This is a genomic window from Nonomuraea sp. NPDC059007, from assembly GCF_042740555.1.
In the GTDB taxonomy this organism is placed as follows: Bacteria; Actinomycetota; Actinomycetes; order Streptosporangiales; family Streptosporangiaceae; genus Nonomuraea.
Genome location: NZ_JBHYJD010000071.1, coordinates 1 through 22,855, shown reverse-complemented (window position 1 = coordinate 22,855; position 22,855 = coordinate 1). Strand labels below are relative to the sequence as shown.

Genomic DNA, 22,855 nt, shown 5'->3' with positions numbered 1-22,855 from the left:
CGCCTGGGGTCCAACACCTGTTCGAAGGTGATTCACGCGCCAGCTGCGTTAATCGGGTAGGAAGGAGGGGTGCCTGACGACGTGGAGATCCGGCTGTTGCGCCACTACGTGGCCGTGGCCGAGGAGTTGCACTTCAGCCGAGCCGCCCAGCGTCTGTTCGTGGCGCAGCAGGCACTCAGCCGCGACGTCAGGCGGCTGGAGGACCGGGTGGGCCGCCGGCTGCTGGAGCGCACGACCCGCAAGGTCACGCTCACGGCGGAGGGCCGCCTGCTGCTGACGCGGGCGCGGGAGATCCTGGGGCTGTTCGACGCGACCATGATCGAACTGCGCGGCCAGCCCCGGTCGCTGACCGTCGACGTGGTCGGCTCCGGCCTCACGCCCGCGCTGGTGCTGGCCGCGGCGCGCGGGCGGGCGCCGGGGGTGGAGTTCTTCGCCCGCTTCCACAGCGGCGCGGAGGCCGCGGTGCCGCTGCTGCTGGACGGGCGGCTGGACGTCACGTTCGGCCGCAGTCCCGGCCTCCTGGACGGGGTACGGCAGCGCCCGGTCCGCCATGAGCGCATCGCGGTGCTGGTGCCCGAGCGGCATCCGCTGGCCGCGCTGCCGGCCGTACCGCTGGAGTCGTTGCGCGGCACCAACCCGTGCATCCGCGCGGGCGACCACGCGACGCCCGGGTGGGAGCACGCGCTCCTGCAGTTGCTGGCGCCCTTCGGCGTGGACCCCGCGCTCGCCCACCCGCACGTGCGGGGCGGCGACGAGCTCGCGCAGCACATCCGCGACCGCGACGCGCCCATCCTCACGTTGACCACGCAACCTGACATTCCGGGCGCGGTCCTGCGGCCGCTCGTGGATCCGGTCGCGGTGTTTCCCTGGATGATGATCTGGCGTTCCGACGGCGACCATCCGGGCCTGCGCGCCCTGCGTGAGGCCGTGGACGACCTGGCCACGGCCCATGACTGGCTGGCCCCGCCCGGCGACGCCTGGTTGCCGGAACCCGAGGCGAGCCTGCCCGCCCAGCCCCTGCGCAACCCGCTCTGAGTACGGGGTTACTCATGTTTCCGGACGTGACGCCCCCGACAGTCACAGGGAGGACATTCCCCTGTGAATCTCTCTGGAGCGGTACATCATGGCACTCTTACCACGCGGCAGATCCGTCGCCCTGATCGGCGTCCTGATCGCCGCCCTGATGGTGGCGCTGACCGGGAACGCGTCGGCGGACACCCAGGTCACGGTCACCGTCAGGATCGACTACCTCAAACAGATCGACAACCCCGACGACGCCTCCGGCGACGGCGACTACTACCCGGTGGCCACGATCGCCGGCGAGCGCTTCCCCCGCGGCCCGCGCATCGAGGACGACGAGTTCGAGCCCCTGGGCCTGCCCGAGGCTCCCAACGGCTGGGTGTTCAGCAAGGCGGTGAACCTGCAGGGCAACGACACGACGGTGGACCTGGCCATCGAGATCTGGGACTACGACGACGGCACCAACTTCGGCGACGACCAGATGGACCTCAGCAAGAACGAGCGCGACCTCACGCTCGACCTGGAGTTCGACATCGTCAACGCCACCTTCTCCGGCGACAACCTCGCGGTCGGCACCCCCTGCCTGCGCGACGGCGTGCCGAAAGGCCACACCTGCGCCGAGGGCAACGGCGACTTCGACTACCCCGAGGAGAACGACGGCGCCAAGACGAGGATCGGCTTCACGATCTCCTCGACCGTCGGCTCCAGCACCGACAGCGACGGCGACGGCCTGACCGACCTGGCCGAGATCCACGGCATCCGCAACGCCGACGGCTCGATGGCGCTGGACCTGAAGAGGTTCGGCGCGAACCCACTGCGCAAGGACGTCTTCCTGGAGCTCGACTACTCGGCCGGCGAGGCGCCCGGCCGCGTCGACATCCAGGCGATGAAGAACGCCATGAAGTCCGCGCCGATCTCCAATCCGGACGGCTCGCGCGGCATCAACCTGTGGGTGGACACCGGCAACCTGGTCGACACGACGGTACGCCGCCAGCAGCAGCCCGGCACGTGCTTCGACGACCTGGACAACGGCCTGGACGGGCAGCGCGACGGCGCCGACGCCGACTGCCTGTTCATCGACGCCAGCGCAGAGGACCCCTCCCCCGGCGGCCGGTGCACCAACGCCGACGTGGCCAACCCGGCCTGCCTGGTCGGCGACGACCTCGGCGGCGGCGGCATGATCGGCGCGCTGAACAACTGCGGCATCGACGCCGCCTTCAACGCCGCCGCCGGCAACACCAACAACTTCGCGGCGGTACGGCGCGGCGTCTTCCGCTACGCGATCAGCACCTCCGAGGCGGCCACCTGCACCAGCGGCGGCCAGGCCAGCACGAACAACAGGTTCTTCGTCGACTACAACCACGACGGCGGCACGCTGCTGCACGAGCTCGGCCACACCCTGCGGCTGGAACACGGCGGTGATGTCGACGTCAACTGCAAGCCGAACTACGTCAGCGCCATGAACTACGACCTGCAGTTCGGCATCCCGCGCGTCGGCGGCGGCAGGATCGTGGACTTCTCGCCGCCCCGCCTGGCGCTGGACGGCACCTCGCGCGGCAAGGTGCTGCGCCCGCTGACCGAGAACGCGCTCGACGAGCTGCTCCTGGACGCCGACGACAACGAGAACAGGTTCATCTTCGTCAACGGCCGCGACCAAAGACCGGGCATCCCCGGCGTCCAGGGCGCGAAGGTCACCGAGGACGTCAACGTCGACCCGGACTGGAACGACGACGGCGACGAGGACGACAACCCGGTCAACCCCGCCGTCAACATCAACACCGCCGGCCCGCCGGACCCGGTCACCGGCGCCAGGGACCCGGCCGACTGCGCCACCAACACCAGCAGCACCGATACGCTGACCGGCTTCGACGACTGGGCCAGGGTGGCGACCTCGATCCCGTTCACCGGCTTCGCGGGCGGACTGCGCCGTGGAGCCGACCTGCCCGTCGTGGCCGAACCGCTCCCGGAGCAACTGCCCACCCTGGAGCAGCTGAAGGACAACTGGGAGGCGGTCAACACGACCGACGTCGGCGTCGCCATCACCGCCGCCCCCGACCCGGTGCGCGGCGGCGAGACCCTGACCTGGACGGTGAAGGCCACCAACGAGGGCCCCAACCCGGCCAGCTCGGTCGAGGTCACCACCACGCTGCCTCCCGAGGTCGCCTTCGTGGACAGCACCGGCCCGTGCGTGCGCGACGCCGCCAAGGTCACCTGTCATCTCGGCGAGCTGACCCGAGGCACCTCGCGGCAGATCACGATCCGCGCGAAGGTTCAGGACGACGTCGTGCACAGCGGCGAGGAGTGCACGATCACCGCGACCGCGGTGATCGACAACCTCGCCGGTCCGGACCCGAACGCGGCCAACGACACCGCCAGGGCCGAGACCCACGTGCTGGTCAAGACGGGCCTGAAGGTGAACGGCCCGGCCAACGTCGCCAACGACGCCCCGGCCACCCTGAAGGCCACGCTCACCGACGCCGCGGACCGTCCGGTCAAGGACCGGCCCGTGACGCTGACCCTCGGAACGGGCTCGGCGGCGCAGTCGTGCCAGGCGCGCACGGACGCCGCGGGCGTGGCGAGCTGCGTGATCGCCAGTGTCGCCCAGCCGGCCACCGCGACGAGCGTCGCGATCAAGGCGAGCTTCACCGGCGACGCGTGCTACCTGCCGTCGGACGCCTCGGGCACGGCCAAGCTGCTGTACTACACCGGCCGTTCCCACGCGTTGTCGGTCAAGCCGATCCTGCTGCCGCAGACCGTCGTGGCCGACACGGGCGAGGTGTCCACCTCGGCCAGGTCCACGACCGAGAAGACGGCGGCCGCGATCTCGCTCGCGCTGGTCAACGCCAAGGCGCTCAAGGCCGGGGTGGTCACCGGCCTGGGCAGTTCCACGGGGCAGGCGACGGCCGACGAGGTGTCCATCGGGCTGCCCGGCCTGCCGGTCATCAAGGTCGCCGGGGTGCGGGCCACCTCGACGAGCACGTGCGCGCTCGGGACGTACACCGCGAGCGCGAGCGGCACGACGACGCTCGGCTCGCTGACCATCGGCGGGGTGTCGCACCCGGTCGCCTCGATCGCGCCCAACACCGTCATCCGGGCGGGCGTGGCGACGATCACGCTGAACGAGCAGCGGCCGGTGGCGGGCACGTCCGCCGGGATGCTGGTCAACGCCGTCCACGTGAGCGCCCCTGCGGTGGCTGACGTGGTGGTCTCCTCCGCAAGGAGCGGTGTGCACAACTGTCCGTGACCCTCTGACCGGGGAGGCCGCTCATGCCTGGCGTGGGCGGCCTCCTCCCGTGCCGAGACGGTTCAGCACCTCGGTGGTGAACTCCTTGGTCGTGGCGGCGCCGCCCAGGTCGGGAGTGCGTACCGGGGTCTCGGCCAGGACCGCGCGGAAGGCGGCGCGCACCTCGTCACCGGCCTCGGCGTGGCCCAGGTGGTCGAGCATCATGGCGGCCGACCAGAGGGCGCCGACGGGGTTCGCGACGCCGGTCCCGGCGATGTCGGGGGCCGAGCCGTGCACCGGTTCGAACATCGACGGGAAGTCGCGCTCCGGGTTGAGGTTGGCGGCCGGGGCCAGGCCGATGCCGCCGGCGACGGCCGCGGCCAGGTCGCTCAGGATGTCGCCGAACAGGTTGGAGGCCACGATGACGTCGAACTCCCGCGGCCTCAGGACGATCTTCGCGGCGAGCGCGTCGATGTGCTCCTGGTTCCAGGACACCTCGGGCCGCGCGCGTTCCCTGACGAGCTCGTCCCAGAAGGGCATGGTGTGGATGATGCCGTTGGACTTGGTGGCGGAGGTCAGGACGCCGCGGCGGCGGGCGGCCAGGTCGAAGGCGTAGTCCACCACGCGGGTGACGCCCGCCCTGGTGAACACCGACTCCTGGACCGCCATCTCCTCGGGGAAGCCGCGGTTGAGCCGGCCGCCGATCTCGGAGTACTCGCCTTCGACGTTCTCGCGCACCACGACGAGGTCCACGCCCTCCGCGGCGCGCAGCGGTCCCGCAACGCCGTCCAGGGTCGTGATGGGCCGCAGGTTGACGTACTGGCGGAAGGTCCGGCGGATCGGGATCAGCAGTCCCCACAGCGACACGTGGTCCGGCACGCCCGGCCGCCCGACGGCGCCGAGCAGGATGGCGTCGTGGTGGCGGATGCGGTCCAGGCCGTCGGCCGGCATCATCGCGCCCTCGCGCTCGTGGCGCTCGCACGACCAGTCGAAGGTGTCGTAGCCCAGCGTGAAGCCGTGCCTGCGGCCGACGGCGTCGAGTACGGCGGTCGCGGCGGGCAGCACCTCGATGCCGATCCCGTCGCCGGGAATGAGGGCGATGCGGTGGGAGGTCATGGCGCCATTGAGCCGGAACCGGCGGGCCGCGGTCCAAGACGAGGATCGTGGCCGTCCTATAGGCGTTCGCTATATCGCCGCGACGAAGGCGCGGGCCAGGGCGCTGACCGGCTCGGTGCGGTGCACCAGCGAGACGTGCAGCACCTCCTCCAGCGCCAGGTCGCGCACGACCAGCCCCATCGGCTCGGCCAGGCGCCGCCAGGAGGCCGCGACCACGGCGATGCCGACTCCGGCCAGGACCAGCGGCAGCAGCGCCTCGCGGTGCTCCATCTCGACGGCGATCGCGGCATCGGGCGCGGCGGCCAGGATCCGGTCGGCGGCCCTGCGCATCCCGGTTCCGGGCTGGCCGACGATGAGCCGGGCGCCGCCCAGCAGCGCGGGCGCGACGGGATCGTCACCCCCGGGCAGGTCGGCGGCGTCCTGCGCGACCAGGACGAACGGCTGCTCGTCCACGGGGTGCACGACCAGGTCGGGGTCGGGGCCGGGGCGTCCGAGCGTGGCGATGAGGCCGAGTTCCGCGGTCCCGGTCCGCAGGGCCGCGGCGACGTCGGCCGGGCGGTCGGCGGCCCGGACCGAGACCTGCACGCCGGGATGCAGGCGGCGGAAGGCGGCCACCAGTTCGGTCAGCGGGCTGACCGCCTGGCTGGGCATGGCGGCGATGGTCAGCTTCCCGGCCAGCAGGCGTTCCACCGCGGCCACGCTCTCGTCCGCCGCCGCCAGCCAGCGGGTGACCTGGCGGGCCGGGGTGACCAGGGCCTCGCCCGCGGGGGTGAGCACGAGGCGCCGGCCGTACCGGCGAAACAGCGGGGTGCCCAGGCCGCGCTCCAGTTTCTTGATCGCCTGGGAGACCGAGGGCTGGGCCACCCACAGCTCCTCGGCCGCGCGCTGCACGCCGCCGTGGTCGACGACGGCGAGGAAGTAGGCGAGCTGGCGAGCGTCCACGTCCGTCTCCGCACCCCCGGTTCCATAGGCGCTGCCTATGGAAGAACGACAAAGTTCATCGTGGACAGTATGCCGGGTGGCCTGCCTGACTGGTGATTGCCCCGTCACCCCCCGAGGAGGGCCACTGTGAGCAACGCTCTGCTCCTGACGATGACCGGCGTCGCCATCCTGGGCGTCATCGTCACCATCACCGTCTGGAAGATCCCGCCCGTCATCGCGCTGCTCCTCGGCACGATCTTCCTCGGGCTGACCACCGGCGTCGGGGCCGACGGCACCACCAAGGCGATCACCGCCGGGTTCGGCGAGGTGATGGCCGACATCGGGCTGCTGGTCACGTTCGGCGTGCTGATGGGCTCGCTGCTGACGCTGACCGACGCGCTGCGCCGGCTGATCGAGCTGATGCTGCGCGTCTTCGGCGAGCGCAGCATCCCGTACGTGTTCGCGGTGTCGCTCAGCTCGCTGTTCACCTCGATCTACTCCGACGTGCTGCTCGTGCTGACCGCGCCGCTGGCCCGCCGCCTCGGCCCGCGTCTGGGGCGCGACGGCAAGGCGCTGATGGGCGGGGCGCTGACCGCCGGGATCGAGGTCGGGCTGGTGTTCGTGGTGCCGGGGGTGGCGGCGCTGGCCGTGGCCGGGCTGCTGGACGTGCCGCTCGGCCAGATGTTCTGGTACGGCCTGATCGTCGGCCTGCCGACGGCGGTGCTCACCATGCTCGTCTTCGCCCTGCTCACCCCGCGCGCCCTGCGCTGGGACCCGGCCCTGGACGAGATCCCCGACGAGGAGCCGGCCGATGACGGCGGCTCGGCCGCCGGGTCCGTGCTGGTCAAGCGGGAGACCAAGGCCGGGCTGGGAGTGTCGCTGCTGCCCGTCGTCGCCACCCTGATGCTCATCGCGCTCGGCGCGCTGGCCGGCAACCTCGGCTGGACCTCGCCGGTGCTCGGCTTCGTGACCGATCCGGTGGTGGCCATGTTCGCCGGGGCGACCGCGTCGTACCTGCTGACTCTCCGCACGCACTCCCGCGCGGAGGTCCACGCCGCCATGGGCCAGGGGTTGTCGTCGTGCGGGCCGATCCTCGTGCTGTCGGGCATCAGCGGCTCGCTCGGGGCGGTCATCGAGGGTTCCGGGCTGGCCAAGGTGCTCGGCGGCGCGTTCGGCTCGAACTTCCTGCCGCCGCTGATCCTGGTCTGGCTGGTGGCGGCGGTGCTGCACATCGCGCTCGGCTCGATCTCCGTCGCCGCGATCACCGCGGCCGGCATCCTCGCGCCGCTGGCCGGGTCGCTGGACACGCCACTGGTGTTCGTGGCGCTGGCCGCCGGTTCCGGAGCTTTGTTCCTGCCGCACGTGAGCAGCAACTTCTTCTGGATGTTCCAGACCATGCTGGGGCTGTCCACGCGCGGCACGTTCAAGACCCACTCGCTGGCGATGTCGCTGTCGTCGGTCATCTCGCTGCCGCTCATCCTGCTGCTTGCGGCCCTGTGATCACCTTCGGGAGTACGCTCGGAGCTCGATCTCGCGAGAAGGGGCTCCGGCCATGACGGCGTGGGAAGAGGCGTGGGCGGTGCTGGCGCCGGTGACCGACCTGGTCACCCCGATGGCGGTGCGGGTCGCGGCCACACTGCGGCTGAGCGATCTGATGGGCGACGAGCCGGTGCCCGTGCACGAGCTGGCCCGCCGTTCGGGCGCCGACCCCGATGCTCTGGTACGCCTGCTGCGGCACCTGGCCGGCAAGGGTGTGTTCACCGAGCCGGAGCCGGGCACGTTCGCCGTCAACGGGCCCGCCGCGCTGCTGGCCTCGGCCCATCCGTCCGGGATGCGGGCCCGGCTCGACCTGGACGGGTTCGGCGGGCAGATGGACGTGGCGTTCACCGGCCTGCTGCACACGGTCCGCACCGGGCTGCCGGCGTGGGAGACCGTCTTCGGCGCGGATTTCTGGTCCTACCTGGCGGCGAACCCGCGGATGAGCGAGACGTTCGACGCGATGATGGCGGACGGGGCCGACTACCTCGCCGACGCGGCCGGGGGTTACGACTGGTCCGGTGTGCGGCACGTGGTCGACGTCGGCGGCGGGGCCGGGACCCTGCTGGCCGAGGTGCTCGGCGCCTTCCCGGATCTGCGGGGCACGCTCGTGGACCTGCCCGGCACCGTGGAACGCGGCCGGCGGCACCTCGCCGGGCTGGGGCTGGAGCCGCGGTGCTCGTTCGCGGGCCAGAGCTTCTTCGACCCGCTGCCGGCCGGCGGCGACGCGTACGTGCTCAGGCGGGTCATCCACGACTGGAGCGACGACGACTCCCGGCGGATCCTGCGGCGGTGCGCCGACGCGGCCGGGCCGGACGGGCGGGTGGTCGTCATCGAGCAGCGCGCCGATCCGGCCGGGTTCGCCGAGATGAACCTGCGCATGCTCGTGCTCAGCGGCGGGCGCGAGCGGACCGTCGCGGACTACGCCGGCCTCGCCGCGGGGGCCGGGCTGCAGATCGCCGGACTCCACGACACCCCGCTCGGCCACATCGTCCTGGTGCTCCGCCGTTGAGCGATGCCGCGCTCAGTTGTTGTCGTGGTAGACCATGGGGCCGGCCGCCGCCAGTGCCGCCTTCGACGCGTCGGTGAGCCACGGCTTGGTGCTGCTGCCGTCGGCGAGGTTCTCGTACAGGGCCAGGGTCGCGATGACGTAGCGGTGGTTGTGCTGGGTCCAGCCCCAGATGTACGCCGAGGACCAGCTGCCGCGGCCGTTCGCGCACAGGCCGGAGCCCGGGCCCTTCAGCGGGCACATGAAGCCCCAGTCCCGGGAGCCGGCCGGCAGCTTGTTGAACGTGCGCTTGGCGGTGCTCGAGTCCTTGAACGGGATGACCCGGATCACGACCATGATCCGGTTGTTCTTGGTCGAGTTGGCGCTGGCATAGACGCCCGAGATCATCTCCTTGCAGCGCGCGCCGCGCAGCAAGGTCCGCACCCGGCCTTCCTGGAACCAGGCGGGGCAGTCGTCCGACCGGGTGCCCTTGAGGTTGTAGCGCACGCCCTTGCGGGTGGTGAAGGTGTCGGCGAGCAGCGCGCCGGTCGTGATCGGGGTCTGGTCGGTGTCCTCGTCGTCGAGCGTGGTCGCGTCGAACGGCTCCTCGGTCGGGGTCGGCTCGGGCGTCGGCGTGTACGTCTCCGAGGGCTGCGGATCAGCCGAGGCCGTGTCGGACGGCGTGGGCGTGGGCGTCTCCTGCGCGGCGGTGATGCCCTCGCGCACACCCGTCTTGACCAGGCGCTTGACCACGACGATTCCGCCGGCCACCAGGGCGATGACCAGGAAGCTCACCACCCCGCCGACCACCCAGCCCAGCCGGGAGCCCGAGGCGGGGGCCCCGCCCTTGAGCTCCTCGATGAGCGTGAACAGGACCAGGAAGTTCGGGAGGTCGCGGACATGCGTGGTGGTGAGCGGCCGCCACTGCTGCCGGACCTTGATCGAGGCGACGCCGTTCTCGACCCCGATCTCGCTGATCTCCGGCCACGGCACCACGCCGGCCGGGGTGAGCAACGCCTGCTGGGTCGCCGCGATCTCCCCGAACGCCACGGTGTTGCCCGCCTGCAGCGCCGCCCGCGCCTGCGGCAGATGCGCCCGCAGGACCGCCCCGTGAATGGCGGGCCCCCACTGCTCCGGCCGTTCGAACCCGTCGATGACCACGGGCGCCGAGCCCCCGTCGGTCAGCGAGTACACGCTCCGGAACGGATCGATGACATCCTTCAGCACCGTCACCGACTCCCACCGGAGCCCCTGAACCCGCCCATCCGGCAACCGGACGACCAGCCCGTGCTCGAAGAGGTGCATCTCCCGATCCCAGGGAGTTCCCCCATCCGCGGGCCCATAGACCGCCTCAGGCCTACCAAGTCCATTTCGGGCGGCAATGTCCCTGATCTGATCATTCACGAGCCTATGATCTAACATTTCCAGTCAAATCGGGCCACAGACCACAAGGCCCGGCCGGGTGTGATGTACGTCTCGTGTGCGTGCCGGGTGAAGTGGTATTTGTGCGCTGACCACGACGTGACCCCGCTGTGTACTGATGCCGCCTTGAGCCGATCGGTCTCAAGGGACATCAACCAGGGGGTTCCTTTTTCATGTCCGCATCACACAACCTGCGCCGCTCCGTCGCGATGACGCTCGCCGCGGTGAGCCTGTCGGGGATCGGGGCGCTGGTCGCCTCTCCGGCTCACGCCGAGGTGTTCAAGGAGCTGGAGTATCGGGGGGACAACGCCAGGACGGTGCTCACGGCCTCCGCCAATTTCAACGGGGCCAACGTCGTGCTGAGGAGCGACACGAACAGCGGCTTCGGCCAGTGGGCGCAGACGGCCACCGTCTCGTCCGGGGGCGGGCAGAGCGCGTTCATCTACACGCTGCGGGCCAGCGTCGGCAGCGGCGCTCCGCTGTGCCTGACCGCCACGAACACGGTGAACGTCACCGTGGCGACCTGTGACAACAGCGACCGGCAGAAGTGGTTCCACCCGACCGCCGTGGCCGGCCCGGGCGGCACGCTGCCGACGAAGAACGTCCAGACGCTCCGGCACCTCGGCCAGAGCCAGTCGTCCAGTGCCGTTCCGGTGTCGCAGTTCGCGCAGATCGGGATCCACTTCTGGGCCAAGCGCACCGTCTGATCATCGATCGATCAGGGTGGCGAAGCCGTCGAGGTGGCGGGCCAGGCCGTACTCGAACAGGCCGTCGGCGTCCGCCACCTCGTCGCCGGCCAGCGTGGCCAGCAGCGGGAACCGGCCGGAACGCAGGAGGTCGTCGGCCTTCTTCCGCTGGGTGAGCCACCATCGGTCGAGGGTCACGCCGGTCTCCTGCTCGGCTTCGACCTCCTCGGCCATGGACAGCGCGACGGTGAGGACCAGGGCGTGCAGCGTCAGGGCCTCACGAATCCGGATCGTCATCGGCAGTCCGAGCCCGTCCAGCGCGCGCAGGGTCCATTCGGTGTACGCCATCACGTTGGGCACCAGCAACGGCCGGGTGAAGGAGACGGCCCGGGGCAGCCAGAGGTGTCGCCGGCACAGCTCCCACTGCAGGCGGGAGATCAGTTCGAGCTTGGCCCGCCAGCCGTCCGGCCCCGGGTCGGGGAGTTCCTGCTCGCCGAAGACCTCGTCGGTCATCCGCGCCACCAGTTCGTCCTTGCCCGACACGTGCCGGTAGAGCGACATCGGGCCGACGCCGAGTTCGGCCGCGAGCCGCCGCATGGACACGGCGTCGAGGCCTTCGGCATCGGCGATCGCGATGGCGGCGCGGAGGGTCTGCTTCCCGTCCAGCGCTTGCCGTGGTCCCGGCTGCCGTTTCAGGCCCGTGCGCCCGCTGACCACCGTGCCGGCGCCGACCCTCGTCTCGACCAGCCCGTCGTCGCGCAGGGTGGCCATGACCCGGGTCGCGGTCGCGACCGCGACGCCCCAGCGCTGGGCGATCTCCCGGATCGACGGCACCCGGTCGCCGGGCCGCAGGCGGCCGTTGACGATCCGGGCGCGGATCTCCGCCGCGATGTGTCTGTAGGGCGGTTCCGGACGCTGGGTCGACATGAAGCTTGAGTGTACTAGTTCAATCGCAGCCCTCGCTAGTGCACTTCCGCCCGCCAAATTCCAGAAATATGCGCATGTGAGCGAGCGGCAAATACCCTCAAGACATGACACTTGATACACCGTACGCAGACGTGCGGCGGGCGGAGGAGGCGGATCGGCGGGCGGTGCTGGACGTCCTCACCGAGGCGTTCCTGAACGACCCGCTCGTCCGCTGGCTCGGCCCGCCAGAGTCCGTCCAGGAGCACTACTACCGCCACCTGCTCACCCGCCCCATGGCCGAGGCGTACCTGGCCGGTGGCCGCGCGGGCGCCGCGATCTGGCTGACGTTGCCCGCCGGCCACACGCCCGAGGAGGAGCCGGGCGGCGGCGAGCGGCTGCGGGCTCTCGGCGAAGCGCTGGCCCCACGCCACCCCAACCGCGAACGGCACCTCTACCTCCCCTGCATGGGAGTGGTCACGGGGCGGCAGGGCGCCGGACTCGGCTCGGCGATGCTCCGGCACCGGCTCGAACGAGCGGACGCCGACGCCCTGCCCGCCTACCTGGAGGCGAGCTCGGCCCGCAGCCGCGCCCTCTACCGCCGCCACGGCTTCGAGGATCTCGGCGAGCCGGTCCACGTGGCCGGCAGCCCGCCGCTGTGGCCGATGTGGCGCCCATCCAACCCCAGCCAAGGAAGAGAACGACCATGACCACTCTCGTGTTCATCCACGGCACCAACTCCTCGTCCTCCTGGGCCACCGGCCTGACCACCGAGCTCACCCTGCGCGGGCACCGGTGCGTCGCCGTCGACCTGCCGGGACACGGCCGGGAGGCCTTCTACCCCCGCTCGTACCAGGCCCCACAGGACCTGCGGGCGCTGGCCGCCGAACCGTCCCCGCTCGCCAAGATCACCATCGACGACTACGTCGAGCGCGTCGTGGACGTGGTACGCCGCGCCCGCCGCCACGGCCCGGTGATCCTGGCCGGCATGAGCCAGGGCGGCGTCACCGTCAGCCGGGTCGGCAACGCCATCCCCGACCTGCTCGACCGGGTCGTCTACGTCGCCGCCTACTGCTGCGTGGACCTGCCGAACCTGGCCGCCTACCTCGAAACGCCGGAGAACGAGGACAGCCTGGTCCACCTGCTGAGCGCCGCCGTGGTCGCCGACCCGGCGGTCCTGGGGGTGACCCGGATCAACTGGCGCTCGGCCGGCCCGGCACTGTTCCGGGCCGTCAAGCAGGCCCTGGCGGCGGACTTCACCGACGAAGGCGTGAGCCGGCTGCTCAACGCCCTCGAACCGGACGAGACCGCGAGCATTCCGCTGGCCGAGGCCCGGGGCGAGGCGCACACCTGGGGCCGCATCCCCCGCACCTACGTACGCCTCACCCTCGACCGGCTGATTCCGCTCGCGCTGCAGGACCGGTTCATCGCCGAGGCCGACCGGCTCACCCCGGACAACCGGACCGACGTGCGCAGTGTCGCGGCGCCGCATGTCGGCCCGTTCGACCGGCCGGAGCTGGTGGAGATCTTCTCCGAGCTGGCCGGCCGCTGAGTTCAGAGGTCGCGGCGGCGGAAGGACAGGGCGGCCAGGCCCAGGACGAGAACGACCCAGACGCCGGTCCACACCAGGTACGCCGGAGTCAGCGGGGCGTTGCTCAGAAACGGGAAACCGCCCTCCAGCGCCGGTCCGCCGAAGCGGGCCAGCACGATCGGGTCCTGGAAGGCGTTCATGGCCCCGCGCCACAGCCCGTCCGTCGGCAGCAGGATCTGGGAGACGGTGCCGATCCTGGCCACCCCCTCGTTGCCGAGGGCCAGCCCGACGCCGCCGACCACGCCCGCGATCCAGGTGGCGCCGAACAGGCCGACGGCCACGATGCCCGAGGCCATCGGCGAAACGGCCGTGGACAGCAGCAGGCCGAGGGTGAGCAGCACCGTCGTCTGGGCCGCGAGCAGCGCGAGGCCGGTCACCGGCTGCGGCGGCCAGTAGCCCACGATGAACCAGACGATGAGGAACTGGGCCAGCCCCGCCACGACCACGAAGCCACTGCCGAACACGACCAGGCCCAGCCACTTGCCCAGCAGCACCGCCCAGCGGTGCACCGGGCGGGCCAGCACCGCCAGCGCGATGCCCGACTCGATCTCGCCGGCCAGGGTGGGGCCGGCGAGGAAGGCGGTGCCCAGCGCGGCGATCAGGCTCATGCCGAACATCACCAGGTTGAGCATCTGGGAGGCCACCAGCTTGGCCTCCCCGGTGGTCATCACGCCGCCGTCGAACTCGATCGTGATCATCAGGGAGAACCCCCACGCGCTGAGCCCCAGCAGCACGACGGTCAGTACGGCCAGCGCACGCAGCACCCTGCGCCGGGCCGACTCCTTGATGGTGAGGGCGGCGAGCGTGAGCACGATCCCGGCGTTCATCGGCTTTCCTCCGCCTGGTCGGAGCGGACGATGTCGAGGAGGCGTTCTTCGAGGGTGACCCGGCCGGGTTCGACCGCGTGCACGCGCACCCCGAGGGCGACCAGGTCGGCGACGAGGTCCGGCACGGTGGCGGGGTCCTGTTCCGCGGGCAGCTCGACGGTGTACGCCTCTCCGGTGCGGTGCACGCGGCCGGCGGCGGCCAGCCGTACCTCCGCTTCCTGACTCACTCCGTCGAGACGCAGCCGCAGCTCGCGCCCGCCGAGCAGTTCGGTGAGGGTGCCGGAGGCGGCGACCCGGCCCTTGTCGAGGATGACGGCCCGGTCGCACACGCGCTCGACCTCGCCGATGAGGTGGGAGTTGAGCAGGACGGCGACCTGGCGGGCCTTCAGCGACAGCAGGAGGTCGCGGACGTCGGCGCGGCCGATGGGGTCGAGAGCGCTGGTCGGCTCGTCGAGCACGATGAGCTCGGGGCGGGCGACCAGCGCGACGGCCAGGCCGAGGCGCTGCTGCATGCCCTTGGAGAAGCCGCCCACCCGATCCGCGGCGCGGTCGGCGAGGCCGACCGTCGCCAGGCATTCGCGCCGATCCCGGTCGGGGACGATGACGCCGGCCAGCCGCACGTGCAGGTCCAGCACCTCGGCGGCGGTGAGCCAGGGCTGGTAGCGGAACAGTTCCGGCAGGTAGCCGACGCGGGCGCGGGCCCGCGGGTCGTGGGCCGGCCGGCCGAGCAGGAGCACCTCCCCCGCGTCCGGCCGGACCAGGCCGAGCAGCATCTTGATCACGGTGGTCTTGCCCGCTCCGTTCGGGCCGAGCAGGCCCACCACCTCGCCGCGGGCGACGCTGAGGGAGACGCCGTCGACGGCGGTCCGGCGCCGGTAGCGCTTGCGCAGGCCGGAACCCCACGCGGCCGAAGCGGGCGGCAGCTCGGTGAGCAACCGGGCCGCGGTGTCGTCGATCATCGTTCCACCTTCAGTTCGCGGGCCACCGTCAGCACCTCGCCGGCGCTCAGGGTGCCGGCCACCACGGTGAGGACGCCGCGGTCCATCCAGATCACCGCCGCCATCGTGCCGTCGCGCGGGACGAGCAGGGTCGCCGGTACGCCGCCGACGTCGGTGGCCGAGCTCGTCACCTTCTCGATGGTCGTGAACAGGGGCAGCGTCGTCCCGTCGCCGGAGAAGGCGCGCAGTTGCGCGGCCACGTTCTCCGGCAGGACGCCCAGCGACAGCAGGTAGTCGCGGGCCTTCTGGAACGGCACGCCGGAGGACTCCGCCGTGGGCGGCACCGCGCGGGCCACGATCAGGGCGGGCATCGGCCGGCCCGCCGACCAGGCCGCGGCCACGGCGGGACCGGCGGCCAGGCGGAACCGGCTGCCGTCCAGGCCGGGGAGCGTGGGCGGCAGCGTCCGGCCGGCCGAGGCCACGGTCCGGGCCGTCTTCTCGGCCGAGAACGTGAGCGTCGCGCTCACCCGGCCGACGACGTGGAAGCTGGGCTGTCCGGTGACGCCGCGCGGCAGCGAGTCCACCCGGGGGACGGACAGCCCGGTGGCCTTCTGCGCGGCGGCGGCGTCGGCCACCCGCCGCAGGTCGATCTTCTCGGTGACCTCCATGTCGCCGAGGTCGGACAGGTCGGGCATCCGCACCAGGTCGGCGCGCGGGGCGACGACCGGGGCGATCTGCTCGGCGCGGAAGATCGGCAGCCACTCCGCGGCGGCCGCGGCGGTGACCCCGCTCACCAGGACGGCGGCGCCGGCGACCGCGGCCAGCGGGCTGCGCAGTGCCTTCCACCGCCGCCGGTGCGGCGTGGCCGGGGCCGTGACCTGCCCGCCCCCGGCGGTGAGCGCGCCGGACAGGCGGCGCCAGCCCGCGTCGGCGTCCACGCCGGGTGCGGTGCCCAATGCCGCGCCCACGAGCGCCGCGTCCTGCTGGACATCGGCCAGTCCCGACCGGCAGATCGGGCAGCCGGCCACGTGCTCGCGGTCGGCTTCGGCGACCGCGGCGGGCTCGTCGAGGAGCCGGCGCAGCGTGCCGTCACTCGGATGACGCATGACGGTTCAACTCCTTGCGCAGAGCGGACTCAGCGCGGCGCACCGTGGTGCCCACGCTGCCCGGGGACAGGTCGAGAACGGCGGCGACCTCGGCGTAACTGAGACCGCTGTGGCGCAGGACGAGCGCGACGGCCTGCCTGCGGGGCAGCCTCGCCAGCGCCTCGCGCACGCGGCGGCGCTCCTCGCGGGTGACGACCGCGTCGGCGACGTCCGGGCTCACGACCTCACCGGCGACCGCTTCGCGCGGACCGGCCGCACGGGAGGCGGCCTCCTCGCGCGAGGCGCGGCGGCGGCCGGTGCGCAGATGGTTCAGCGCGGTGTGCGCGGCGGCCACCGACAACCAGCCCAGCGCCTCCCCCGCGGGCACCGTGGAGCGCCCGAACGTCAGGAACACCTCCTGGGCCACGTCCTCCGCCTCGTCCCGGGAGCCGAGCACCCTGGCGGCGACCGCGACGACGCGCGGATAGGCCGTGCGGAACACCTGCTCGAGGTCGGCCCGGACGCCGGGGGGACTCGACACCACCGCGCCGTCCTTCCACTCGGCCCGCCTGGCCACCGCGGCCGATGCGCTCCTACGATGCCTCACAACGTTCACATCTGTAGAGCACCGCCGGCGCCGCGCGTGTGACACCGGGCGTTGCCGCGATGGTTGGAGTGGGTAGAGGCGCTACGTGACCAACGTGTGGGATGTGCTCGTCGTCGGTGGCGGACCCGCGGGCGCGGCGGCCGCGTTGCGCGCCAAACAGCTACGGCCCGAGGCGAGCGTCCTGCTCGTGGACCGCGACGACTTCCCGCGCGACAAGGCCTGCGGCGACGGCATCGCCGCGCACGGCCGTGACGAACTGGACCTGCTCGGACTGCCCGGCCTGCTCGACGACTACCGCCCGACCCGGCGCCTGTCCGTGGTCTCCCCCGGCGGCGTGCGCGTCTCGGCGACGGTCGCCCGGCCCAACCACGTCGTGCCGCGCATGGTGTTCGACGCGCGGCTGGTCGAGGCGGCCCGCGAGCGCGGCGTCGAGGTGCGGCGCCACCGGGTGCGCGCGCTGGCCGTCCGGGACGGCCTGCTGACCGTGGACGGCACGCTGACCGCCCGCGCCGTCGTCGCGGCCGACGGCGCCTACTCCGCGGTACGCCGCCTGCTGGGTGCCAGGCAGACGCCGGAGCGGCACATCGCGATCGCCGTACGCGGTTACGCCGACCTGCCGGATGACGACGACGCCCAGCTCATCGCCATGCAGCGGGCCGGGTGGCCCGCCTACGCCTGGGCGTTCCCGATCGGCGACGGCACCGCGAACGTCGGCTTCGGCATGCTGCTCCCCCACCTGCGCGCCACCGGCCTGCCCGGCCGCCAGGTCCTGCACGGCAGGCTCGCCGAACTGCTGCCGCACCTGCCCGCCCGCGACCTGCGCGCCCATCACCTGCCGCTGTCGCCCGGCCGACCGCGCGCGGGCGTCGGCCGGGTGCTGTTCGCCGGGGACGCCGCCAGCCTCATCAACCCGCTCACCGGCGAGGGCATCTACTACGCGCTGCTGTCGGGCCGCCTGGCCGGCGAGGCCGCCGTCACCGCGAGCGCCGACCCGCTGCCCGTCTACCGGCGCGGGCTGCGCGCCGCGCTCGGGCGGCACCTGCGCACGACCGACGTGCTGGCGGCGCGGCACAGTCACCCGGCTTCATCGACGCGGCCATCGCCACCGCCGCGCGCCGCCCGGAGGTCTTCGACCTCCTCGTGGAGGTCGGCCTCGGCGCCGGTACGGTCCCCGCCCCGTTGGCCGCCGCCGTGGTGACCCGCTGGGCCAGAACCGGTCTGAGCACGGCATTCAGCCGGTGAACCCGGAGCGTTCACCCGGTGAGCCGGGAGCCAGAGCCGGGCTGAGCGTGGCGTTCAGCCGGTGAGTCTGGAGCCGTTGATCACCAGCAGCGCCACGTCGATCCCCGCCACCACGATCGCCGCGAGGAACGGCGCCCTGCCGCCGCGCCACAGCCCGGCCACGGTCACCGCGGCCGCCACGGCGAGGGCCGGCCAGGAGGCGGCGCCGTACACGCCGAAGGAGATCAGCGCGGTGGCGGCCAGCAGGGGCAGCGGGACGAGCGCGGCGACGCGGGCGGGGCCGAGCCGCTGCGGCCAGCCGCGTACGCCGGTGGCCAGGTCGTCCTTGATGTCCGGCAGGACGTTGGCCAGGTGGGCGCCCAGCCCGAGCAGCGCGGCGCCGAGGACGGCCCACCACGCCGGCCACGGCCGGCCGGGCAGGCCGAGCGTGACGAACGCGGGCAGCACGCCGAAACCGATCATGTACGGCAGCCACGACAGCATGGTCGCCTTCAGCCCGAGGTCGTAGGCCCACGCGGCGCCGACGCCGAGCAGGTGCGCCAGGCCCGCCTGCGGGCCGGAGGCCAGCGACAGCGGCACGCACAGCGCCAGGGCGGCGAACGCGGCCGCGCGCACGGTGCCCGCGGCCACCATGCCCGCCACGATCGGCTTGTCGCCGCGCGCGGCGGCGGCGTCGCGGGCGGCGTCGGCGGCGTCGTTGCACCACCCGATGGACAGTTGCCCGGTCAGGATCGCCGCCGCGACCAGGACGGTTCCTCGCAGGTCGCGTCCGCTGGCCGCGGTCACGGCGGTGACGAAGGCGGTGACGGCGAGCGTGGGCCCGGGATGACATGCGCGCGCCAGCCCTGCCACCGTTCGCACGCGCACCTCGATCCATGACGCTTTATGGGCATAGTAACCATGGGTGCGGGGCAATCTCCGGCTATGACCTGGATCGCAGCCGTGCACGGCGCGGTACCCCCGCATCGGTACGCGCAGACCGAAATCACCGAACTGGCGGCACGGTCCTTCCTCCCGGAGGGCGCCGACCGGCGCCTGCTGAACCGTCTGCACGACAGCGCCCGGGTCGATCACCGCAACCTGGTCCTGCCCCTGGAGGAGTACGGCAAGCTCGACGGCTTCGGCGCGGCCAACGACGTGTTCGTCGCGGCCGCCGTCGATCTGGGTGCCGAGGCGGTGTCCGGCGCGCTGGAGCAGGCCGGGCTCACCCCGGCTGACGTGGACCTGATCATGTTCACCACGGTCACGGGCGTCGCGGCGCCCTCGATCGAGGCCAGGGTGGGCCTGCGGCTGGGCATGCGCCCGGACGTCAAGCGCGTACCGATCTTCGGCCTGGGCTGCGTGGCGGGCGCGGCCGGCATCGCCCGCCTGCACGACTACCTGCGCGGCTGGCCGGACCACGTGGCCGTGCTGCTGTCGGTCGAGCTGTGCTCGCTCACCCTGCAGCGCGGCGACGGCTCGGTCGCGAGCCTGGTGGCCAGCGCGTTGTTCGGCGACGGCGCCGCGGCCGTCGTGGTCCGCGGCTCCGGCACTCCTGCCGGACCCGAGGGCACTGCGGCGGGGCCCGAGGTGGTGGCCACCCGCAGCCATCTGTACCCGGACACCGAGCACGTCATGGGCTGGGAGGTGCGCGACAGCGGCTTCGGCGTCGTCCTCGACGCCGGTGTGCCGGGGGTCGTCCGCGCCCACCTGGCCGGCGACGTCGACGCCCTGCTGGCCGAACACAGCCTGACCAGGAATGACGTGACCACCTGGGTGTGCCACCCGGGCGGGCCGAAGGTGCTCGAAGCCGTCGCGGAGACGCTCGGCCTGCCGCGCGAGGCGCTGGAGCTGACCTGGCGCTCGCTGGCCGGCAACGGCAACCTGTCGTCGGCGTCGGTGCTGCATGTCCTTCGTGACACTTTGCGCAGCCGTACCCCACCGCCGGGAAGCTATGGTCTGATGATGGCCATGGGCCCTGGATTCTGCTCCGAACTCGTCCTGCTGCGCTGGTAGCCGCCGATGTTCTGGTACCCCCTCCTCATCCTGCTCGTCGGCCTGGAACGCCTGGCCGAACTCGTCGTCGCCCGCCGCAACGCCCGCTGGAGCATGGAACGCGGCGGGATCCTCAGCGGGCAGGGCCACTATCCCTGGATGGTGCTGCTGCACACCGGCCTGCTGGCCGGGTGCCTGGCCGAGGTGTTCCTGGCCGGGCGGCCGTTCGTCCCGGCGCTCGGCTGGACGATGCTCGCGCTCGTCGTCGCCGCGCAGGGGTTGCGCTGGTGGTGCATCACCGCGCTCGGACCGCGCTGGAACACGCAGGTGATCGTGGTGCCCGGGCTGCCGCTGGTGCGTAGCGGGCCGTACCGGTTCCGCCGGCTGCGCCACCCCAACTACGTGGCGGTCGCCGTCGAGGGTCTCGCGCTCCCGCTCGTGCACACCGCCTGGGTGACCGCGCTGACCTTCACCGTGCTGAACGCCGTGCTCATGGTGGTCCGCATCCGCTGCGAGAACCGGGCGCTGGCCCAGCTGGACGAGGTCGCGTGATCGACGTCGTCGTGGCCGGCGGCGGTCCCGCCGGGCTGGCCACGGCGATCCACGCCACGCTGGCGGGGCTGCGCGCCGTGGTCGTGGAGCCGCGCAGCTCGCCCGTCGACAAGGCGTGCGGCGAGGGCCTGATGCCCGGCGGCGTGACGGCGCTGCGGGCGATGGGCGTCGAGCTGTCCGGCCACCCGCTCCTCGGCATCGACTACCTCGACGCCGGCACCCACGCGCGCGCCGACTTCGGCGACGCGCCCGGATTGGGGGTACGCCGGACCGTGTTGCACGCGGCGCTGTCCGCGCGGGCCGCCGAACTGGGCGTGGAGACCGTCACCGGCAAGGTGGTGCGGCCCCGCCACGACCGGGACGGCGTCGAGGCCGCGGGGCTGCGGGCCCGCTGGCTGGTCGCCGCCGACGGCCTGCACTCGCCGCTGCGCTCCTGGCTGCGGCTCGGGCTGCCCGACCGCGCGCCCGCCCGGTACGGCCTGCGCCGCCACTACCGGGTCGCCCCCTGGTCGGACCACGTGGAGGTGCACTGGTCGGCGGCCGGCGAGGCGTACGTGACGCCGGTGGCCGACGACCTGGTGGGCGTGGCGATCCTGAGCCGGGACCGGGGCGGCTTCGACGAGCGCCTGCCGTCCTTTCCCGGCCTGCTCGCCCGGCTGGACGGCCCCGCGGCCACTCCGGTGCGCGGGGCGGGGCCGTTGCGCCAGCGCGTACGCAGCCGGGTGGCCGGGCGGGTCCTGCTGGTGGGGGACGCGGCGGGCTACACCGACGCCCTCACCGGCGAAGGGCTGTGCCTGGCGGTCCTGACGGCGCGGGCCCTGGTCCGCTGCCTGGTCGAGGAGCGGCCGCAGGACTACGAGCGGGCCTGGCTGCTGCTGACGCGCAAGCACCGGGTGCTCACCGCCGCGCTCCTGGCCGCGGCGCGGCGGCGGGCGTCGGCGAGGCTGATCGTCCCGGCGGCGGCCCGGCTGCCGTCGGTCTTCACCGGGGTGGTCCGGGCCCTTTCCGGCTGAGAGTTTCCTGTGTGAGCCAGGCCGCCGCGGGCCGGGGCCTTCGCCGGTTCTCAGAGTTCTCCCAGAAGCGCTCAGAACCCGCCCAGCCGGGCCCGCCAGGATCTCCCGCATGACCACGATCGACGTCAGAGGACTGACCAAGAAGTACGGGCCCGACACCGTGGTGGACGACCTGTCGTTCTCCGTCGAGCCCGGCCAGGTGACCGGGTTTCTCGGGCCGAACGGCGCCGGCAAGTCCACCACCATGAAAATGATCATGGGGCTGGCCGCTCCGACCCGTGGCTCGGTGACCATCGGCGGCCGCCGCTACGCCGACCTGCCGGTGCCGCTGACCGAGGTGGGCGCGCTGCTGGACGCCGGGGCGGTGCACGGCGCCCGCAGGGCGTACGACCATCTGCTGGCGCTGGCGGTGAGCAACGGCCTGCCCCGGCGGCGGGTCGGCGAGGTGCTGGCCAGGACGGGCCTGGAGGGCGTCGCGGAAAGGCGGGCGGGCGGATTCTCGCTCGGCATGCGGCAGCGGCTCGGCATCGCGGCGGCGCTGCTCGGCGACCCCCGGGTGCTGATCTTCGACGAGCCGGTGAACGGCCTCGACCCCGAGGGCATCCGGTGGATCAGGGACTTCATGCGCTCGCTCGCCCGCGAGGGACGGGCGGTGCTGGTCTCCAGCCACCTCATGAGCGAGATGGCGCAGACCGCCGACTACCTGGTCGTCGTCGGCCGGGGACGGCTCATCGCCGACACCGGCATCGGTGAGCTGATGCGGGCCAACGGCGCGGGCACCGTGCTCGTGCGCACCTCCGACCCCGGATCGCTGGCACGGCGGCTCACCGCCGCCGGGGCCACCGTCCGCGACGGCCTGGAGTCCTCGCTGGTCGTCTCCGGCATGACGGGCGAGGAGATCGGCAAGCTCGCCGCCTACCACGGCGTCGCGCTCAGCGAGCTCACCCCGCAGCTCGCCTCGCTGGAGGATGCCTTCATGGAGCTGACCAAGGACAGCGTCGAGTACCAGGGGGCTGCCTAATGCTTCTGTCAAGCTGCGGTGCGGATCTGGTGGCCGGGGTCGTAGGGCTTGCGGGTGCGCAAGATGGCGTGCAGGACGTTGATGCGGCGGCGGGGCAGGGCGATGAGTGCCTGGTGGTGCCGCTTGCCCTCGGCGCGTTTGCGCTCGTAGAAAGCGCGGCTGGCCGGGTCGCAGGAGATGGCGACGAAGG

Annotated in this window: 21 protein-coding genes and 1 pseudogene; 12 read left to right on the top strand and 10 right to left on the bottom strand. The window is 72.7% G+C overall.

The window, feature by feature from the left end; translation table 11 throughout:
* The first annotated feature begins 69 nt into the window (after positions 1–69).
* Together ACFWY5_RS53270 and ACFWY5_RS53265 are read left to right on the top strand one after the other, a co-directional pair.
* Positions 70–1,035 (top strand): LysR family transcriptional regulator, encoded by a 966-nt coding sequence (locus tag ACFWY5_RS53270; RefSeq protein WP_379639644.1) that lies wholly within the window; start codon positions 70–72, stop codon positions 1,033–1,035.
* 88 nt (positions 1,036–1,123) lie between these two features.
* Positions 1,124–4,264 (top strand): choice-of-anchor P family protein, encoded by a 3,141-nt coding sequence (locus tag ACFWY5_RS53265; protein ID WP_379639643.1) that lies wholly within the window; start codon positions 1,124–1,126, stop codon positions 4,262–4,264.
* Between the two features lie 21 nt (positions 4,265–4,285).
* Here ACFWY5_RS53265 and ACFWY5_RS53260 read toward each other — a convergent pair whose 3' ends face one another.
* Positions 4,286–5,359, bottom strand: coding sequence for a tartrate dehydrogenase (locus tag ACFWY5_RS53260; protein ID WP_379639642.1), 1,074 nt, complete (start codon positions 5,357–5,359; stop codon positions 4,286–4,288).
* Positions 5,360–5,428: 69 nt separating this feature from the next.
* The gene (locus ACFWY5_RS53255) at positions 5,429–6,301 is read right to left on the bottom strand and encodes a LysR family transcriptional regulator (protein WP_379639641.1); all 873 of its coding nucleotides are present in this window, start codon (positions 6,299–6,301) and stop codon (positions 5,429–5,431) included.
* Positions 6,302–6,427: 126 nt separating this feature from the next.
* Here ACFWY5_RS53255 and ACFWY5_RS53250 point away from each other — a divergent pair, with 126 nt between their 5' ends.
* Together ACFWY5_RS53250 and ACFWY5_RS53245 are read left to right on the top strand one after the other, a co-directional pair.
* Positions 6,428–7,780 (top strand): GntP family permease, encoded by a 1,353-nt coding sequence (locus ACFWY5_RS53250; RefSeq protein ID WP_379622971.1) that lies wholly within the window; start codon positions 6,428–6,430, stop codon positions 7,778–7,780.
* 52 nt (positions 7,781–7,832) lie between these two features.
* Complete coding sequence (locus tag ACFWY5_RS53245; RefSeq protein WP_379639640.1) at positions 7,833–8,828, top strand: methyltransferase; 996 nt, start codon at positions 7,833–7,835, stop codon at positions 8,826–8,828.
* A gap of 12 nt (positions 8,829–8,840) precedes the next feature.
* Here the strand turns inward: ACFWY5_RS53245 and ACFWY5_RS53240 are convergent, their stop codons facing one another.
* On the bottom strand, positions 8,841–10,109 hold the full coding sequence (locus ACFWY5_RS53240) for a DUF6585 family protein (RefSeq protein WP_379622975.1): 1,269 nt from the start codon (positions 10,107–10,109) through the stop codon (positions 8,841–8,843).
* A gap of 290 nt (positions 10,110–10,399) precedes the next feature.
* Here ACFWY5_RS53240 and ACFWY5_RS53235 point away from each other — a divergent pair, with 290 nt between their 5' ends.
* Positions 10,400–10,933 (top strand): RICIN domain-containing protein, encoded by a 534-nt coding sequence (locus ACFWY5_RS53235; protein WP_379622978.1) that lies wholly within the window; start codon positions 10,400–10,402, stop codon positions 10,931–10,933.
* On the opposite strand, the gene ACFWY5_RS53230 is transcribed toward ACFWY5_RS53235, so the two are convergent.
* Positions 10,934–11,839 carry a GntR family transcriptional regulator gene (locus ACFWY5_RS53230; RefSeq protein WP_379639639.1) on the bottom strand — a complete coding sequence of 302 codons (906 nt, stop codon included), beginning with the start codon at positions 11,837–11,839 and terminating at the stop codon, positions 10,934–10,936.
* Between the two features lie 104 nt (positions 11,840–11,943).
* Between ACFWY5_RS53230 and ACFWY5_RS53225 the strand changes: the two genes are divergently transcribed.
* Positions 11,944–12,525: a GNAT family N-acetyltransferase gene (locus ACFWY5_RS53225; RefSeq protein ID WP_379622982.1), complete on the top strand. Its 582-nt coding sequence runs from the start codon at positions 11,944–11,946 to the stop codon at positions 12,523–12,525.
* The gene (locus ACFWY5_RS53220) at positions 12,522–13,367 is read left to right on the top strand and encodes an alpha/beta fold hydrolase (protein ID WP_379622985.1); all 846 of its coding nucleotides are present in this window, start codon (positions 12,522–12,524) and stop codon (positions 13,365–13,367) included. The genes ACFWY5_RS53225 and ACFWY5_RS53220 overlap by 4 nt, the downstream gene beginning before the upstream one ends.
* A gap of 2 nt (positions 13,368–13,369) precedes the next feature.
* Here the strand turns inward: ACFWY5_RS53220 and ACFWY5_RS53215 are convergent, their stop codons facing one another.
* The 4 genes from ACFWY5_RS53215 to ACFWY5_RS53200 are packed head-to-tail and all read right to left on the bottom strand — an operon-like array spanning position 13,370 to position 16,863.
* Positions 13,370–14,233 (bottom strand): ABC transporter permease subunit, encoded by an 864-nt coding sequence (locus ACFWY5_RS53215; RefSeq protein WP_379622988.1) that lies wholly within the window; start codon positions 14,231–14,233, stop codon positions 13,370–13,372.
* Entirely contained in the window at positions 14,230–15,192 is a 963-nt protein-coding gene (locus ACFWY5_RS53210) for an ABC transporter ATP-binding protein (RefSeq protein WP_379622990.1), read from the bottom strand. The genes ACFWY5_RS53215 and ACFWY5_RS53210 overlap by 4 nt, the downstream gene beginning before the upstream one ends.
* Complete coding sequence (locus ACFWY5_RS53205; RefSeq protein WP_379639638.1) at positions 15,189–16,277, bottom strand: hypothetical protein; 1,089 nt, start codon at positions 16,275–16,277, stop codon at positions 15,189–15,191. The genes ACFWY5_RS53210 and ACFWY5_RS53205 overlap by 4 nt, the downstream gene beginning before the upstream one ends.
* Entirely contained in the window at positions 16,261–16,863 is a 603-nt protein-coding gene (locus tag ACFWY5_RS53200) for a sigma-70 family RNA polymerase sigma factor (RefSeq protein ID WP_379622994.1), read from the bottom strand. The genes ACFWY5_RS53205 and ACFWY5_RS53200 overlap by 17 nt, the downstream gene beginning before the upstream one ends.
* Before the next feature lie 85 nt (positions 16,864–16,948).
* Between ACFWY5_RS53200 and ACFWY5_RS53195 the strand changes: the two genes are divergently transcribed.
* Positions 16,949–18,061: an NAD(P)/FAD-dependent oxidoreductase gene (locus ACFWY5_RS53195; protein ID WP_379639637.1), complete on the top strand. Its 1,113-nt coding sequence runs from the start codon at positions 16,949–16,951 to the stop codon at positions 18,059–18,061.
* Positions 18,062–18,159: 98 nt separating this feature from the next.
* Here the strand turns inward: ACFWY5_RS53195 and ACFWY5_RS53190 are convergent, their stop codons facing one another.
* Positions 18,160–18,966 (bottom strand): UbiA family prenyltransferase, encoded by an 807-nt coding sequence (locus ACFWY5_RS53190; protein WP_379622998.1) that lies wholly within the window; start codon positions 18,964–18,966, stop codon positions 18,160–18,162.
* A gap of 63 nt (positions 18,967–19,029) precedes the next feature.
* Between ACFWY5_RS53190 and ACFWY5_RS53185 the strand changes: the two genes are divergently transcribed.
* The 4 genes from ACFWY5_RS53185 (at position 19,030) to ACFWY5_RS53170 (ending at position 22,665) form a co-directional block, all read left to right on the top strand.
* On the top strand, positions 19,030–20,100 hold the full coding sequence (locus tag ACFWY5_RS53185; RefSeq protein WP_379639636.1) for a type III polyketide synthase: 1,071 nt from the start codon (positions 19,030–19,032) through the stop codon (positions 20,098–20,100).
* 6 nt (positions 20,101–20,106) lie between these two features.
* Positions 20,107–20,631, top strand: coding sequence for an isoprenylcysteine carboxyl methyltransferase family protein (locus ACFWY5_RS53180; protein WP_379623002.1), 525 nt, complete (start codon positions 20,107–20,109; stop codon positions 20,629–20,631).
* Positions 20,628–21,644, top strand: a complete 1,017-nt coding sequence (locus ACFWY5_RS53175) for an NAD(P)/FAD-dependent oxidoreductase (RefSeq protein ID WP_379623004.1) — start codon at positions 20,628–20,630, stop codon at positions 21,642–21,644. The genes ACFWY5_RS53180 and ACFWY5_RS53175 overlap by 4 nt, the downstream gene beginning before the upstream one ends.
* 109 nt (positions 21,645–21,753) lie before the next feature.
* Positions 21,754–22,665, top strand: a complete 912-nt coding sequence (locus tag ACFWY5_RS53170) for an ABC transporter ATP-binding protein (RefSeq protein WP_379639635.1) — start codon at positions 21,754–21,756, stop codon at positions 22,663–22,665.
* An 8-nt stretch (positions 22,666–22,673) separates the two neighbouring features.
* Here the strand turns inward: ACFWY5_RS53170 and ACFWY5_RS53165 are convergent.
* Positions 22,674–22,855 (bottom strand): annotated as a pseudogene (locus tag ACFWY5_RS53165) (IS110 family transposase); the annotation flags it as partial.